This is a genomic window from Psychroserpens sp. (assembly GCF_034670085.1).
In the GTDB taxonomy this organism is placed as follows: domain Bacteria; phylum Bacteroidota; class Bacteroidia; order Flavobacteriales; family Flavobacteriaceae; genus Psychroserpens.
In genome coordinates this window covers 436,004-452,903 of record NZ_JAXMOD010000001.1, presented here as the reverse complement: position 1 = coordinate 452,903, position 16,900 = coordinate 436,004, and the positions used below count along the sequence as shown (strand labels likewise).

General features: G+C 32.4%; 14 protein-coding genes. 10 read left to right on the top strand and 4 right to left on the bottom strand.

Annotated features, from left to right (window positions below; genetic code table 11):
- Positions 1-30: 30 nt before the first annotated feature.
- The 8 genes from VOI25_RS01955 (at position 31) to VOI25_RS01920 (ending at position 9,910) form a co-directional block, all read left to right on the top strand.
- Positions 31-1,170, top strand: coding sequence for an alpha/beta hydrolase (locus VOI25_RS01955; protein WP_323787222.1), 1,140 nt, complete (start codon positions 31-33; stop codon positions 1,168-1,170).
- A gap of 87 nt (positions 1,171-1,257) precedes the next feature.
- A complete protein-coding gene (locus VOI25_RS01950) occupies positions 1,258-2,439 on the top strand; it encodes an alpha/beta hydrolase (protein ID WP_323787221.1) in 1,182 nt (393 codons plus the stop codon).
- On the top strand, positions 2,426-2,578 hold the full coding sequence (locus tag VOI25_RS01945; protein WP_323787220.1) for a hypothetical protein: 153 nt from the start codon (positions 2,426-2,428) through the stop codon (positions 2,576-2,578). Before VOI25_RS01950 ends, VOI25_RS01945 begins: the two co-directional genes overlap by 14 nt.
- A 60-nt stretch (positions 2,579-2,638) precedes the next feature.
- Positions 2,639-3,997: a DNA repair protein RadA gene (gene radA / locus VOI25_RS01940; RefSeq protein WP_323787219.1), complete on the top strand. Its 1,359-nt coding sequence runs from the start codon at positions 2,639-2,641 to the stop codon at positions 3,995-3,997.
- A gap of 114 nt (positions 3,998-4,111) precedes the next feature.
- On the top strand, positions 4,112-4,690 hold the full coding sequence (locus tag VOI25_RS01935; RefSeq protein WP_323787218.1) for a Crp/Fnr family transcriptional regulator: 579 nt from the start codon (positions 4,112-4,114) through the stop codon (positions 4,688-4,690).
- Positions 4,691-5,306: 616 nt separating this feature from the next.
- Positions 5,307-8,705: an isoleucine--tRNA ligase gene (gene ileS, locus VOI25_RS01930; protein WP_323787217.1), complete on the top strand. Its 3,399-nt coding sequence runs from the start codon at positions 5,307-5,309 to the stop codon at positions 8,703-8,705.
- 4 nt (positions 8,706-8,709) lie between these two features.
- Positions 8,710-9,090, top strand: coding sequence for a TraR/DksA family transcriptional regulator (locus VOI25_RS01925; RefSeq protein ID WP_323787216.1), 381 nt, complete (start codon positions 8,710-8,712; stop codon positions 9,088-9,090).
- 166 nt (positions 9,091-9,256) lie between these two features.
- A complete protein-coding gene (locus VOI25_RS01920; RefSeq protein ID WP_323787215.1) occupies positions 9,257-9,910 on the top strand; it encodes a lipoprotein signal peptidase in 654 nt (217 codons plus the stop codon).
- On the opposite strand, the gene VOI25_RS01915 is transcribed toward VOI25_RS01920, so the two are convergent.
- The 4 genes from VOI25_RS01915 to VOI25_RS01900 are packed head-to-tail and all read right to left on the bottom strand — an operon-like array spanning position 9,907 to position 12,732.
- A complete protein-coding gene (locus tag VOI25_RS01915) occupies positions 9,907-10,470 on the bottom strand; it encodes a 5-formyltetrahydrofolate cyclo-ligase (RefSeq protein ID WP_323787213.1) in 564 nt (187 codons plus the stop codon). The genes VOI25_RS01920 and VOI25_RS01915 overlap by 4 nt on opposite strands.
- The gene (locus tag VOI25_RS01910; protein WP_323787212.1) at positions 10,463-11,434 is read right to left on the bottom strand and encodes a succinylglutamate desuccinylase/aspartoacylase family protein; all 972 of its coding nucleotides are present in this window, start codon (positions 11,432-11,434) and stop codon (positions 10,463-10,465) included. The genes VOI25_RS01915 and VOI25_RS01910 overlap by 8 nt, the downstream gene beginning before the upstream one ends.
- Positions 11,435-12,310, bottom strand: a complete 876-nt coding sequence (gene rimK / locus VOI25_RS01905) for a 30S ribosomal protein S6--L-glutamate ligase (RefSeq protein ID WP_323787211.1) — start codon at positions 12,308-12,310, stop codon at positions 11,435-11,437.
- Positions 12,307-12,732, bottom strand: a complete 426-nt coding sequence (locus VOI25_RS01900) for an ATP-dependent zinc protease (protein ID WP_323787210.1) — start codon at positions 12,730-12,732, stop codon at positions 12,307-12,309. The genes rimK and VOI25_RS01900 overlap by 4 nt, the downstream gene beginning before the upstream one ends.
- Before the next feature lie 118 nt (positions 12,733-12,850).
- Here VOI25_RS01900 and uvrC point away from each other — a divergent pair, with 118 nt between their 5' ends.
- Both uvrC and VOI25_RS01890 read left to right on the top strand, forming a co-directional pair.
- Positions 12,851-14,644, top strand: coding sequence for an excinuclease ABC subunit UvrC (gene uvrC, locus VOI25_RS01895; RefSeq protein ID WP_323787209.1), 1,794 nt, complete (start codon positions 12,851-12,853; stop codon positions 14,642-14,644).
- Complete coding sequence (locus tag VOI25_RS01890) at positions 14,641-16,884, top strand: patatin-like phospholipase family protein (protein WP_323787208.1); 2,244 nt, start codon at positions 14,641-14,643, stop codon at positions 16,882-16,884. The genes uvrC and VOI25_RS01890 overlap by 4 nt, the downstream gene beginning before the upstream one ends.
- Positions 16,885-16,900 lie beyond the last annotated feature (16 nt).

The window sequence follows — 16,900 nt, the reverse complement described above, 5'->3', positions numbered from 1 at the left end:
TTTACCTTGCATTTCTATAATACTATAACCATGATGAAGCATTTTACTTTAGTTGCACTACTTCTATTTTTTACATATTCGCTAAATGCTCAAGTAATTTATGAACCTTTTGAGTCTTCAAAGCTTGGAGGATCAAGAGATATTAAAATTCAACTTCCAAGAAATTATGATGCAGAAGAGGAAGTATTATATCCTTTGGTAATTGTTTTAGATGGTGATTATCTGTTTGAACCAGTAGTAGGGAATACAGATTATCAATCCTATTGGGAAGACATTCCTAATTGTATTGTAGTTGGAATAAACCAAAGCGAAACAAGAAACGATGATTTCTTTTATGCAGATGAGACTAATTTCCCATTTGAAGAAGGCGCAAATTTCTTTGAGTTTTTAGGCATGGAACTCATTCCTTATATTGAAGATAATTATATGGTTTCAGACTTCAGAATTGCTATCGGACATGATATGAGTGCTAATTTTATTAATTACTACCTTTTTAAAGACAAGCCTTTATTTAGAGCTTATGTATTACTTAGCCCTGAACTAGCTCCCGAAATGGCAACTATGATGAGTGAGAGAGCACCATTAATAGATAGAAATACGTTTTATTATTTAGCTACGGCTGATGATGATGTGAAAAGTTTAAGAACAGACATTTTAGCCCTAGATAATGCTTTAAAAGGAATTGATAACGAGTTCTTCAATTACAGATTTAATGATTTTCAAGATGCTAATCATTATTCTTTAGTCGGTTTAGGAATCCCTAAAGCATTAAACGAAATATTTTCATTTTATAAACCAATCACTAAAAAGGAATACAAAGAGAACGTATTAGAATATAGCGGAAGTCCTTTTGATTATTTAATGAAAAAATATGAAGATATTGAGTTGTTTTATGGCTTTAAAAAGAAAGTTGTTGAGAATGATTTAAGGGCTATTGCTGCGGCTTCAAAGAAAAAAAACGATGTAGAATCTTTAAAAGAACTTGCAAAATTAGCAAGGCAGGAATATCCAGAGTCTATGATTAGTGCTTACTACCAAGGTATGTATTACGAGGCAGACGGAAACTTAAAAAGAGCCTTAAACAGCTATCAATCAGGTCTTTTACTTGAAAAATCAGATCATATAACCAAAGATATGTTGCTCGACAAAATTTATGAGCTTCAAGATTAATTCTTAAAATTTTTTACCGTTCATCGAATAAATGTGTGGTTTGTCGTAAAGAGTGTTATATTTACTCTCCCAAATCCCTACTAAACGATGAAAAAATACCTACTTATTTCATGTGTAGTCCTATGTTGTACTTCACTTTTTTCACAGACCATTAATAAAGAATTGCCGTCTCGATATCTCAATACAACGAGAGATATAAAAATCAGATTGCCTAATAATTATGATCCTGAATCTTCAATAAAGCATCCAGTAATTATTGTATTTGATGGCGATTATTTGTTTGAACCCGTTTTAGGTCAAGTACATTTTCAGACGTATTTTAAAGAAATGCCCGAATCTATTGTCGTTGGAATAGTTCAAGGTGAAGAACGTTTTTATGACGGTTATTTTGATGAACTTACCGGAATGCCTTTTGAATCTGGAAAGCGTTTTTATGACTTTGTACAAAATGAACTCCTTCCTTATATAGATGATAATTATAATACAAGCCCATTTAGAGTGGCTATTGGTCATAACAAAATGGCAAATTTTATAAACGCTTACTTATTTACAGATGAACCAGTTTTTCAGGCTTACATAAATATAAGTCCAGATTATAAAGGAACCATGTCAAGTAATCTTGCAACTCGTTTAGGGCATTTAAAGAATGATGTTTTTTATTATGTAGCTACAAGTGATAAAGATGTTACTAGTTTGAAAAATAAAATTCGTGAGACAAGTAGCATTCTTAAAACGTTAGATACTCAAAAATTGACCTTTTATTATGATGAACTGCAAGGAGATACACATTACACATTGGTTACTGGAGCACTATCTAAATCTTTAGACAAGATTTTTGAGATTTTCAAGCCATTAGATGAAAAAGAAATCAATGAAAAAGTAATGACGTATGAAGGAACTCTAGACGAATATATTGTAAATAGATATGAGCGCATTGAAGAATACTTCGGAATTGTTAAACCAATAACGGAAGATGAGTTTGCTAAAATTGTTGCGATTGCCGAAGAACGAAATGATTTAGAATCTTTACAAAACATAGGGAAGTTAGCCAATAAACAAGATCCAAACTCACTACTAGGAACGTACTACTTAGCCTTACATGCTGAAAAATTGGGTAAGAACAAAAAGGCAACAAAGTTTTATGAGTCGGCTTTAACACTTGGTGAAACAATTATAATCGACAAAGAATATATCAAGTCGAAATTAAAAGGATTGCAAGACTTAGCAATTGATGATAACGAAAATGATGATGAAGATGAAGAAAACTAAATTTAGCATATACTCAACCGATTATCTTTTTGAATGGTTGTACCATAAGGTAAAGGCATTTGTTTTTATCAATATGCCTTCAAAATTAGCTGCCATAAAAATCATATCTCTTATCACTTGGTTTAAAGATATCAATTAAAAATATCTTAATTTAGCTGTTCTAAAAATTAAGAGGTTTCCGTTTTCACGGAAGATACATATGGCTAAATTAAAAACAACCTTTTTTTGTCAAAATTGTGGTTCCCAATATTCAAAATGGCAAGGACAATGTACAGCTTGTAAAGAATGGAACACCATAACTGAAGAAGTTATTCAAAAGCCAGAAAAAAGCGATTGGAAAGCGCCATCTTCAACGTCTAAGCGTGTTTCGAAACCATTAAAAATCAATGAAATTGACACCTCTAAAGAGGCAAGACTTGATACCTATGATCAAGAATTTAACCGTGTGCTTGGTGGAGGTTTAGTGCCTGGATCTTTAACACTTCTAGGAGGCGAACCTGGTATTGGAAAAAGCACATTATTACTTCAAATCGCTTTAAAACTACCTTATAAAACCTTGTATGTTTCTGGTGAAGAAAGTCAACAGCAAATAAAAATGCGTGCTGAACGGATTAATCCCAGCACAAACAATTGTTATATTTTAACAGAAACCAAAACACAACATATTTTCCGACAAATTGAGGAGTTAGAGCCTGATATTGTAGTTATTGATTCGATTCAAACATTACATAGTGACTACATCGAGTCTTCTAGTGGAAGTATTTCTCAAATTAAAGAATGTACAACAGAACTCATTAAGTTTGCTAAAGAAACTGCAACTCCTGTAATTTTAATAGGTCATATTACTAAAGATGGCCATATCGCTGGACCAAAAATTTTGGAGCATATGGTGGATACGGTTTTACAATTTGAAGGCGATCGAAATCATGTGTTCAGAATACTTCGAGCTAATAAAAACCGATTTGGTTCTACAAATGAATTAGGGATTTATGAAATGCAAGGTTCTGGTCTCAGAGAAGTTTCTAATCCATCAGAAATTTTAATCTCTCAAAAAGACGAAGAACTTTCTGGAAATGCCGTTGCAGCAACTCTTGAAGGAATGCGACCGTTGATGATTGAAGTTCAAGCTTTAGTGAGCACAGCAGTTTATGGAACACCTCAAAGAAGTGCAACAGGTTTTAATGCCAAACGATTGAACATGTTATTGGCAGTTTTAGAAAAACGAGCTGGATTTAGATTGGGCGCAAAAGATGTTTTTTTAAATATCACAGGAGGAATTACTGTAGATGATCCTGCTATAGATTTGGCTGTTGTAGCTGCTATTTTATCTTCTAATGAAGATGAGTCTTTAGCAAGTGATTTCTGCTTTGCTGCCGAAGTAGGCTTGTCAGGTGAAATTCGTCCAGTTCAACGAGTAGAACAACGTATTTTAGAAGCTGAAAAGTTAGGGTTTTCAACCATATTTGTGTCTAAATACAATAAAATAGCACTTAAAAATACAGTGATCAAAATTCAACTCATTTCTAAAATTGAAGATTTGGTTGGTTTTTTGGTTTAGTTAAGAGTTCCTTCAACACATTAACCATTTTATTAGCATCTTCATAGGTATTATTTGTTTTCAATTTCGAAAATGATAAACTTGACTCATACCAACCTTTAACTAACTAAAAAAATGGAGAATCCAAGTTTTGATTTTCTTAAGTCAAAATTTAATGTTTCTAAAGACACCTTTTTGATTCTTAAAAATCTATCGAGTAGAAAAACATTAAAATCAGGTGATACTATAATTAAGCAAGGAGGTAAGAGTACGAAATTGTATTTTTTAACTTCAGGTTTAATGCGTTCTGTTCGTGTTTCCGAAGCAGGAAAGGAATACACCAAAAACATTTATTCACCAATAAGTTTTGTTGGACCACTAAGTTCAATTTTGACTAAAAAACCATCATTCTTAACCTATGAAGCTCTAACAAACTGTGAAGTTTATGAGGTAGATTTTAATGACTTCTTCAGTTTGACAGAAACAATTATTGAAATAAGTAATGTTTATAATAGAGTTTTAGAATATCTATTTATAGTTTATGAAAAGAAACAATTTGAGACTATTTCATTGAATGCTACAGAGCGATATCAATTATTAAAAAGTAGAATACCAGATATTGATGACCTAATTGCACAATATCAAATTGCATCATACCTGAATATTACTGCAGTTCAGTTAAGCAGAATTAGAAAAGAAATGAAGGGAAATTAACATATGTTATTGGGTTTGGAGAATGAAGTGCTTACGTTTGTGATCTAACTAACAAACCTTTAATCCCAAATATCTAATAGCAGATCGTAAAAAGCAAACATTATAATGTTTGCTTTTTTTGTTTTTGAAATTCTGAACATTAATGCAACATGTATGTGACTTCTTAGAGGTTTTGGTGTCTAAATAATCAGACATCATTATCTCTGTAATGAAAAATGTAAAAACAATTGTATCAATAATAGCATTACTAATCGTATTTGTAATGGTAGTTTTTAGTGTCTTTACAATAATAAACGCATTATTTTCTCAATCATGAAAAACGCAAAAAGAATTGTATCATTAATTGCGCTACTCATCGTATTCGTAATTGTGATTTTCAATATTTGATAAATTACAAATTGATGATATAAAATACGTCAAGTGGTATGACGATTAACACATTCTCTTTTTTGCCATCAACACACTCATAATTTTAGCAAAATTCCTTAATTTCGCGACTCGATTAGAACAATGATATTATGAGCGTTAAAACTTGGGTTTATCGATACTTGCATTTTGCAATATATCTTTGAATAAAGTTTTTGTTTATCCATAATAACAAACTAAAAAATATCAGATGAAATTTCCTGAATATAAAGGACTTGACTTACCAAAGGTTGCAGAAGACATGCTTAACTATTGGGAAGAAAATAACATCTTTGAAAAAAGTATTTCTACCAGAGAAGGGAATGAGCCTTTTGTCTTTTTTGAAGGACCACCTTCTGCAAATGGATTACCTGGAGTTCATCACGTTTTAGCACGTGCAATTAAAGATATTTTTCCGCGATATAAAACCATGAAAGGCTTTCAAGTAAAGCGAAAAGCAGGTTGGGACACACATGGTTTGCCAATCGAACTTGGTGTAGAGAAAGAACTAGGAATTACTAAAGAAGATATAGGAAAAACAATTTCTGTAGAAGATTATAACGCAGCTTGTCGTAAAGCCGTTATGCGTTATACAGATGTTTGGAACGACCTAACCCAAAAAATGGGTTATTGGGTTAATATGGATGATCCATACATTACCTACGATCCTAAATACATGGAAAGTGTCTGGTGGTTGCTCAAACAAATTTATGATAAAAGCTTACTTTATAAAGGCTACACAATTCAGCCTTATTCACCAAAAGCAGGAACAGGTTTAAGTTCTCATGAATTAAACCAACCCGGAACCTATCAAGATGTGACTGATACAACTGTGGTTGCTCAGTTTAAAGCCAATGAAAATTCATTACCAGACTTTTTGCAAAATGAAGGTGATATTTACTTTTTAGCTTGGACGACGACACCTTGGACATTGCCGAGTAATACAGCATTAACTGTAGGTCCAAAGATTGATTATGTTTTAGTTGAAACCTATAATCAATATACGTTTCAACCAATGAATGTGATTTTAGCCAAGAAATTAGTGAACTATCAGTTTTCTGGAAAGTATAATTTGGTGGAAGACAAGTCAGAATTGTTAGCTTATAAATCAGGTGATAAAAAGATTCCTTACTTCGTAGTCAAAGAATTTGTTGGGAAAGATTTAGTCGGAGTTACTTACGAGCAATTGTTGCCTTACGCACTTCCAAATGATAATCCTGAACATGCATTTAGAGTCATTTCTGGAGATTTCGTAACCACTGAAGATGGAACAGGAATCGTACATACAGCACCAACGTTTGGTGCAGATGATGCTTTGGTAGCTAAACAGGCAACACCAGAAGTTCCACCGCTTTTAGTAAAAGATGAGAATGGAAATTTAGTGCCTTTAGTCGATTTACAAGGTCGTTTTAGACCTGAGCTTGGTGAGTTTGCTGGCAAGTATGTCAAGAATGAATATTACAATGATGGTGAAGCTCCAGAACGCTCAATAGACGTTGAGCTTGCTATCAAATTAAAAGAAGAAAATAAAGCCTTTAAGGTTGAAAAATATAAACACAATTACCCAAATTGTTGGAGAACTGATAAACCAATTTTATACTATCCGTTAGATTCATGGTTCATCAAAGTTACTGATGTAAAAGATAGAATGCATGATCTTAACAAAACCATCAACTGGAAACCAAAATCAACTGGAGAAGGTCGTTTTGGTAACTGGTTAGCAAATGCAAACGATTGGAATTTATCGCGATCTAGATATTGGGGAATTCCATTACCAATTTGGAGAACTGAAGATGGTAAAGAAGAAATCTGTATTGGTTCTGTTGGAGAATTAAAGTCAGAAATGGCAAAAGCTGTAGACGCTGGAGTGCTTTCTAAAGATATCTTCCAAGACTTTGAAGTTGGAAACAATTCTGAAGAGAACTACGCGACCATAGATTTACATAAAAACATCGTTGATGAAATTGTATTGGTGTCACAAAGTGGACAACCAATGAAACGTGAAAGCGATTTAATTGATGTATGGTTCGACTCTGGTTCGATGCCTTATGCACAATGGCATTATCCTTTTGAGAATAAAGACCTCATTGACGAAGGGAAATCTTTTCCAGCCGATTTTATTGCTGAAGGTGTCGATCAAACTCGTGGATGGTTCTACACACTTCACGCCATTGGAACAATGGTTTTCGATTCTGTAGCCTACAAAAACGTAGTGTCTAATGGACTAGTACTAGATAAGAACGGACAAAAAATGTCGAAACGTTTGGGTAACGCAACCGATCCTTTTGAAACTTTAGGAACTTATGGAGCAGATGCTACACGTTGGTACATGATAATGAATGCCAATCCTTGGGATAATTTAAAATTTGATTTAGATGGAATTGAAGAGGTGAAACGTAAATTCTTCGGAACCTTATATAATACCTATTCGTTTTTTACTTTATATACCAACTTGGACGGTTTTAGCTATGCTGAAGCTGATATGCCTTTGGCTGAACGTCCAGAAATTGACCGTTGGATTTTATCTGAACTTCATACATTAATTCAGAAAGTGGATGACTATTATGCTGAGTACGAACCGACAAAAGCTGCACGAGCAATTTCAGATTTCACACAAGATTATTTGAGTAACTGGTATGTGCGTTTAAGTAGAAGACGTTTCTGGAAAGGTGATTATCAATCTGATAAAATTTCGGCTTACCAAACGTTATATACCTGTATGGAAACTATTGCAAAATTGGGAGCGCCAATTGCACCTTTCTTTATGGATCGTTTGTATATGGATTTAAATTCGGTAACCAAAAAGGAAACTTTTGAAAGTGTGCACCTAGCTGAATTTCCCAAATTTGATGCCTCATATGTTGATAAGGCTTTAGAACGTAAAATGGAAAGCGCGCAAACAATTTCTTCATTAGTCTTGTCGTTAAGAGCTAAAGAAAAGATTAAAGTGCGTCAGCCATTGCAAAAGATTATGATTCCTATTGACACCAAAGAGCAAAAGGAAGAAATTTTAGCAGTACAAGACTTGATAAAGTCAGAGGTGAATGTAAAATCTGTTGAGGTTTTAGGAGATGCTTCAGACATATTAGTGAAACAAATTAAACCAAATTTCAAGGTTTTAGGACCACGTTTTGGCGCAGATATGAAGGCTGTTGCTCAGGCAATTAACAGTTTTTCTGCCCAAGACATTAAAAAAATCGAGCAAAATGGTAGTTTAGACGTTGAAATTAATGGAAAAAACATTACTTTAGAACAATCAGACGTTGAGATAACATCAAAGGATATTGAAGGATGGCTTGTGGCTAGTTCAGGAGCAATGACAGTAGCTTTAGATGTGACCATAACTGAAGAGTTGCAAAAAGAAGGTATTGCAAGAGAATTAGTGAATAGAATTCAGAATTTGCGTAAAGATTCTGGTTTTGAATTAACGGATAGAATTGCAGTACAGTTTCAAAAAGATGAACAAATTATTAACGCGATAAACAAAAATTTAGAGTATATAAAAACGGAAACACTTACCGACGAATTGGAAATTTTAGATGACCTAAAAGATGGTATAGAAATTGCTTTTGATGATGTAAATACCAAATTGTTTATACAAAAAATTTAAAAACATGGCAGGAGATAAAACGATAAGATATTCAGATAAGGATTTATCCGAATTCAAAACATTGCTTTTGGACAAAATTGAAAAAGCAGAACACGATTTAGAACTCATAAAAAGTGCATACATGAACGACCATAATAATGGTACAGATGATACTTCTCCAACGTTTAAGGCGTTTGAAGAAGGTAGCGAAACTATGAGCAAAGAGGCAAATTCGGCATTAGCAATTAGACAAGAAAAATTTATTAGAGATTTGAAAAATGCTATTATTCGAATTGAAAATAAGACCTATGGAGTTTGCAGAGTAACAGGTAAATTAATTAATCCTGAACGATTAAAACTTGTACCTCATGCTACTTTAAGTATCGAAGCTAAAAACATGCAATAACGTAGTCCTGTTAAAAACAGGAATTATTTCAGATAAACTATTAAGTTTTTTAAAAAGGATATTAAAAAAATCGTTTCATAATAATTGAAGCGATTTTTTTTCTTTTTTCAATTTCCAGTAATCCAAATGGAAATAATCTTATTTTTGCCACTTGTAAAGCCAAAGCATGTCATTAAAAAAAGCGACACTCCTTATTATCATTATTTTAATTGCAGATCAACTGTCAAAAATCTACATTAAAACACATTTTTCATTAAATGAAAAAACAGAAGTGTTTTCATGGTTTCAAATTTTATTTGTTGAAAATGAAGGCATGGCTTGGGGAACGAAACTTAGTGACTTTATTTCGTTTATTTCAGATCGAACTGCTAAAGTATGTTTAACGATTTTTAGAATTTTAGCTGTAATTGGAATTGGATATTGGCTAAATAAATCAATCAAAATTAAGAGTTCTAAAACTCTCATTTTTGCAGTCTCTCTTATTTTTGCAGGCGCATTAGGTAATATTATTGATTCTGTTTTTTATGGAGTTATATTTGATACTAGCGCTGGTCAAGTTGCTTCTTTTCTTCCTTCTAATGGAGGTTATGATGCTGTTTTTCATGGCAAAGTGGTAGACATGTTACATTTTCCAATGTGGAGTGGAGTTTTACCAAATTGGATTCCCTTTTATGGTGGACAATATTTTACTTTTTTTGAGCCTGTATTTAATATTGCAGATATGGCAATAAGCACAGGAATAGGAATCTTAATTTTCTTTAATAAAAGGGCTTTTAAAAATGAGGAAGAACCTAAGGAAACAGAAAACCTTTTGCTTTAAAATATATAGATTTTTTCAGGAGTCACACAATAATTCAATTTTATATCGCTTTCAAAAACATCACTAATTTGTGTTTCGCTTTCAAAAAAAGATAATCCAATTTTTAGAGTTTTAGGTTTACAGTTTGCTAAAAATTTGTCATAGAATCCTTTGCCATAACCAACGCGATTTCCTGTTTCATCGAATGCTAAAAGGGGAATGAAAACGACATCAATTTTATCAGTAGCAATTGAAATGCCATCTAAAGGTTCAGGTATATTCCATTCATTTTTTTTGATTGTTGTACTATCAGTTAACAGGTAATGAGCCATTTCTATGGTTGTGAAATCACTTTTCGATATTACAATGTGTTTGTCTTTTCCAGAGAGAATATTTAGGATGTAATCTGTGTTCACTTCTTTATGTTCAGTTATAGATAAAAACGTATGATAAAACGCATGATTCCAGATTGGTAAAGTGAGCAATTGATTTGCGATTTGCAAACTCAAGTGTTCAACTTGATCTTCAGAAAGTTGTTTTCTTAATAATTTGTATGCTGTTCTTAATTCAGCTTTAGTCATTTTTTAAAGCGGTTGTAATATGAAAAATGGCATCACCTTGATAAATGATTGGCGATTCATTTACATTAAAAATATACCCAGCATTAGGTGCTTTAACGAAGTGATTAAAACTTCCATAAGGATCTGTAATATTTCCTATAACATCATCCTTATCTACGTATGTATTTATAGCAACCGTGGCTTTAAACATTCCTGAAAACTTAGCTCTCACCCATTTACTGTCTTCTATAATAGTTGCTTTAGTTTTTGGTTTAGAGACTTTAAATTTTGAATGTAACATTCCTAAATGATATAAAATCCGTTTGGTGCCATTTACACCTGTATTTGTAATGTTTGAATGAATATTAAAAGATTTTCCACCTTCAAATAATAGCATTGGAACCCCTGACTTATAGCATGAGTTTCTAAAAGATTTGTTCAGGTTTTTTGAATAAAATATAAAAGGTGCGCCAAATACAAGAGCCAACTCAGATAAGATTGGTTCGTCTTTTATTATACGAATCTGTGCCGCATTAAATCGATCTGCTCCTCCAGTATGAAAGTCCATTACAAAATCGGCATGTGGGACAATTTCTGTCATAACAAAATGTGCAACTCTACTTGCTAAAGAACCATTTGCACTTCCTGGGAAAACACGATTAAGATCACGACCATCGGGAAATAATCGATCCATGTTTAAGAATCCAAATACATTGATTACAGGAACACATATAATAGTTCCTTTCTTTGGTTTATTTATGCCTTTAGCTATAAGTTGTCGAACGATTTCAACACCGTTTATTTCATCACCATGAATACCTGCTGTAATTAGAACCGTAGGTCCTGGTTTTTTTGAACGCTCAATAATTATAGGCACATCTAAGGTGTTACGAGTATGTAGTTTAGCAACTTCAAAACTTACTGTCGCACTTTTACCTAAGGGTATTTTTTCACCTAATATTTCTAATACGTTTTTATCGCTCATTTAGCTTCTATTACGTTCTATAAAAGTGATAATTGCTCTTGCTATATTTTTACCAGTAGCACCTTCAATACCTTCGAGACCTGGAGTTGAATTTACTTCTAAAAGTAATGGACCTCTTGCAGATTGTAACATATCAACACCACATACAGGTAATTTTAATGCTTTTGAAGCATTCATTGCTAGCTTTAATTCGTCTGTATCAAGTTTAATGATATTGGCACTTCCACCACGATGTAAATTTGATCTAAATTCACCTTCTTTACCTTGTCTTTTCATAGCACCAACAACTTGCCCGTCTACAACCAATGCTCTAATATCAGCGCCTTTTGCTTCTTTAATGAATTCTTGAACAATCACACGAGCTTGAAGTCCGTTGAAAGCCTCTAAAACTGATTCAGCAGCATTTTTTGATTCAGCTAAAACAACACCTAAACCTTGTGTGCCTTCTAAAAGTTTAATGATAACTGGTGTTCCACCAACATGTTCAATAACTTCTTCTACATCACGAGAATAATTTGTAAACACTGTTTTTGGCATTCCAATTCCAGCTTTACTCAAGCGTTGCAAACTGCGCAATTTGTCTCTTGAACGTTGAATGGCATCTGAAGTAACAATTGTAAACACACCCATTTCTTCAAATTGACGAACAACCGCACAACCATAAAACGTCACTGAAGAACCTATTCTAGGAATAATGGCATCAACATAATCTAAGTATCTGTCTTTATAATAAATAGTAGGTTTTTCTTTTTCAATGATAATATCACATTTTAATGGGTCGATAACTTCAACCTCATGACCTCTTGCCTCACCTTCTTTAACCAATCGTTGAGTAGAATATAAATGTGGATTTCTTGATAAAATTACAATGTTCATTCTTGTGTGTTGTTAAAAGAAACGTTTTCCATGTTAACGTCTACTATAAATTTTTTACTTAAAAATTGACGTCCAATTAATACAGGAAATCTCATGTCGTCTCTAGTGCTTAAAGTTAAGTTAATCTTATAGGTTTTACCAAAGAATATGACTTCTGATTTGATTTTATAACGATTTTCTTTAAATCCGTTACTGCTTTTTACATCTGTAAATGTATAATTATCAAATATAATCTGTTCACTTTTAAAGTTAGGATGACCTTTACTCTCAAAAGTGCAAATTAATGTATTGTCTTGTTCAATAATTTTTGAACAGTGAATTGCAGACGTATAAGCTCCCGTGTCAATTTTTACCGCAATCTGCTTTAAATTCAATTTAGGAAAGTTAACCATGTCAACACGACCTATAATTTTTTTTGTCATTTATAATTGTATGAAAAGTGGCGCAAGGTAATTATTAGAATGGTTTAAAAACTATAATTCTCAAATAATTTTCACTATATAAAAGCCATTTTAATTAGTAAATACTAACTTTGAAATAATGGAAAATCCTTCATTAGATTTACAATTAAAAACCTTGCCTCGAGAACCTGGTGTTTACCAATATTATGATATTGAAGGGAAGCTTATTTATGTAGGTAAAGCTAAAAACATAAAGAAAAGAGTTAGTTCTTATTTTGCCAAAACACATGAGAATGGCAAAACTCGAGTATTAGTTAAAAAAATAGCTAACATCAAGCATATTGTTGTAGAAACAGAAAAGGATGCGCTTTTATTGGAGAATAACTTAATAAAAAAGTATCAACCTCGCTATAATGTCTTATTAAAGGACGACAAATCATATCCATGGATTTGTATTAAAAAAGAACGTTTTCCTAGAGTGTTTTCAACACGACGTGTTTTTAAGGATGGTTCAGAATATTTCGGGCCTTACACTAGTATGAAGACGGTTCATACCTTATTAGATTTAATTAAAGGATTGTACCATCTTAGGACATGTAACTTCAATCTTTCCGAAGAAAAAATTGAATCAGGCAAATACAAAGTGTGTTTAGAATACCATTTAGGGAATTGTAAAGGTCCTTGCGAAGGTTTTCAAAAGGAAGAAGAATACAATCAATATATTATAGCTATACGAGAAATTTTAAAAGGAAATTTTAAAGATTCATTATCACAATTTAAAACACAAATGAAGCAGTTGGCGCAAGAAATGCAATTTGAAGACGCGCAGCGCATTAAAGAAAAAATTGAAATCCTAGAGAATTATCAAGCAAAATCTACAATTGTAAATCCTAAAATTAGTAACGTCGATGTGTTTACAATTAAAAGTGATGAAGGCTATGGGTATGTAAATTTTTTACAATTGTCCTATGGAAGTATTATAAGGTCGCACACACTCGAAATAAAAAAGAAACTTGACGAAACCGATAAGCAATTATTAGAATTAGCAATCACCGAAATTAGACAACGGTTCACCTCAAATTCAACAGAAATTTATGTACCATTTAAAGTAGATTTAGGTGAAGATTTGAAAGTAACTATTCCGAAACTAGGTGATAAAAAACGAATTTTAGAGCTGTCACTTCGAAATGCGAAGTATTATAGAATGGAACGTTTTAAACAAGTTAAAATAGTAGATCCAGATCGTCATGCCAATAGAATTATGGCACAAATGAAATTAGATTTACGATTATCTGAAGAACCACGTCATATAGAATGTTTTGATAATTCTAACATTCAAGGCACAAATCCAGTAGCAGCTTGTGTAGTATTTAAAGATGGAAAACCAAGTAAAAGAGATTATCGTCATTTTAATATTAAAACGGTTGACGGTCCAGATGATTTTGCATCAATGGAAGAGGTGGTTTATCGTAGATATAAACGCTTACTAGATGAAAATCAATCGTTACCACAATTAATTATTATTGATGGTGGTAAAGGACAGTTGTCTTCAGCTTTAAAAAGCTTAGATGCTTTAAATCTTAGAAAAAAAATTGCAATAATCGGAATTGCGAAGCGTTTGGAAGAATTATTTTATCCGGACGACCCAATTCCTTTATATTTAGACAAAAAAAGCGAAACTCTTAAAATAATTCAACAATTGCGAAATGAAGCACATCGCTTCGGAATTGAGCATCATAGAAATAGAAGAAGTAAAAATGCCTTAACTACCGAATTAGAAACCATACCAGGAATTGGAGAACAAACTGTTGTTGCTTTAATGAAACAATTTAAATCAGTAAAGCGAATTGCAGAAGCCGATGAAAAAGATTTAGAACAAGTGGTTGGACAATCGAGAGCAAAAAAAATAAAAGCCTACTATAAGTCAAAATGAAAAAATTCCTTATCGTAATATTAATGTTAGGTGTGTCCTTTTTTTCAAGGGCGCAAGACGCTATAGATACTGCTGCTCCAAAAGTTGGTTTGGTTTTAAGTGGTGGTGGAGCTAAAGGTTTTGCGCATATAGGAGCTTTAAAAGTAATTGATAGCCTCGGTATTAAAATAGACTATATCGCTGGAACCAGTATGGGAGCTATTGTTGGATCTTTATATTCGTCAGGATATTCAGGTAAACAACTAGATTCAATATTTAAAAGTTTAGATTATGATAAGGTAATCAGTGATGATTTACCTCGTTCTGCAAAAACGTTTTACGAGCGTGATAACTCTGAAAAATATTCGGTAAATCTACCTTTCGATAAGTTCAAGGTGAAGTTACCTTCTGCACTTTCAAGAGGTCAAAATGTATTTAATTTAATGTCAAAACTCACTTTGCATGTCAGTGATATTGAACGTTTTGACCAATTGCCTATTCCGTTTTTTTGTATTGCCACTAATGTAGAAAACGGAGAAGCAGTTATGTTAGAATCTGGAAATTTATCAGAAGCAGTTACTGCAAGTGGTGCGTTTCCAACGTTATTTCAACCCGTTATGATTGATGGTCAATTATTAATTGATGGTGGAGTTGTCAATAATTATCCAATAAATGAACTTAAGGCTAAAGGGATGGATATTATTATTGGTATAGACGTGCAAGACGACCTTAAAGATAGAAGTGAATTAAAATCGGCACCTGATGTATTACTTCAGATAAACAATTTCAGAACGATCAATGATATGAAGTTGAAATCTAAGATAACAGATATTTATATCAATCCGGATATTAAAGATTTTACGGTCGTATCGTTTAGTGAAAGCCAAAAAATTATCGAAAATGGGAAACAGGCAACTTTAAAAAAAATAGAAGCCTTAAAGTCCTTGCCTAAATATGCAACAGCAAATACGTTGAGGCCTAATATTAATATGGTTTCATCGGATAGTATTAATATTAACTTGATTACAATAAAAGGGAATAATAGATATACTAGAGCTTACATTCTAGGAAAACTAAAATTTAGAGACGACACTAAAGTAAGTTATGAAGACTTTGATAGAGGTGTAAATAACCTAATTGCCACTAATAATTTTGATACGTTTAAATTTCAATTTAAAAAATCTGAAGGCAAAGTTGGTTATGATCTTTATGCAACTTTAATGGAGAACGAGATTACAACATTTTTAAAATTTGGACTACATTATGATGACCTATATAAAAGTTCAGCGCTAGTTAATTTAACTAAAAAAAGATTGTTGTTTGATAATGATATAGCATCCTTAGATGTCATTTTAGGTGATAATGTGAGATATAATTTTGAATATTTAATTGATAAAGGGTTTTATTGGAGTATAGGGATTAGATCTAGATATAATCAATTTCATAAGAGCATTAATCCTGAATTATTAATAGAAAATTTTAACGATATTGTCGGTTCTGGGCTAAATAAAATTGATGTTGAGATTCAAGACCAGACCAATCAATTTTATTTGCAAACGTCCTTCAGGAAAGATTTTGCATTTAGTATTGGCGCAGAGCATAAAAGGCTTAAAATTAAGTCGGAAACCATTACACTCAATTCACAAACCGATGAATTTCTATTTGAAAACACAGATTATGGAAGTGTTTTTGGAAATTTAAAATTGGACACCTATGACAATAAGTACTTTCCTAAAAGAGGCGTTTATTTTAATGGTGATATGCATTGGTATTTATTATCGTCTGGGTTTAATGTAGGTTTTGATTCTTTTTCAATCGTAAAAGCCGATATGGGATACGCATTTAGTGTGACAGATAAATTAGCTTTTAATTTAAAAACTGAAGGAGGTTTTAAAATAGGAGAGAATACCACAAACACTTTAGACTTTGCTTTAGGCGGCTACGGAAACAATTTTATAAATAACTTCATTCCTTTTTATGGCTATGATTTTATTTCGTTAACTGGTAATAGTTATGTTAAAGCATTTGTTTCGGCTGACTATGAAATTTTTAAGAAACATCATATTACTTTAGAAGGAAACTGGGCTAATGTTGATAATGAGATTTTTGAAACTGGAGAGTGGTTTACACTTCCAGATTATCGAGGTTATGCAATTGGTTATGGAGTTGAAACTTTTTTAGGACCAATTCAAGGTAAGTTTACTTATTCGCCAGAACAACGTAAAGGCATCTGGTTTTTTAATATTGGATTTTGGTTTTAAAATAATAGCAATAAAA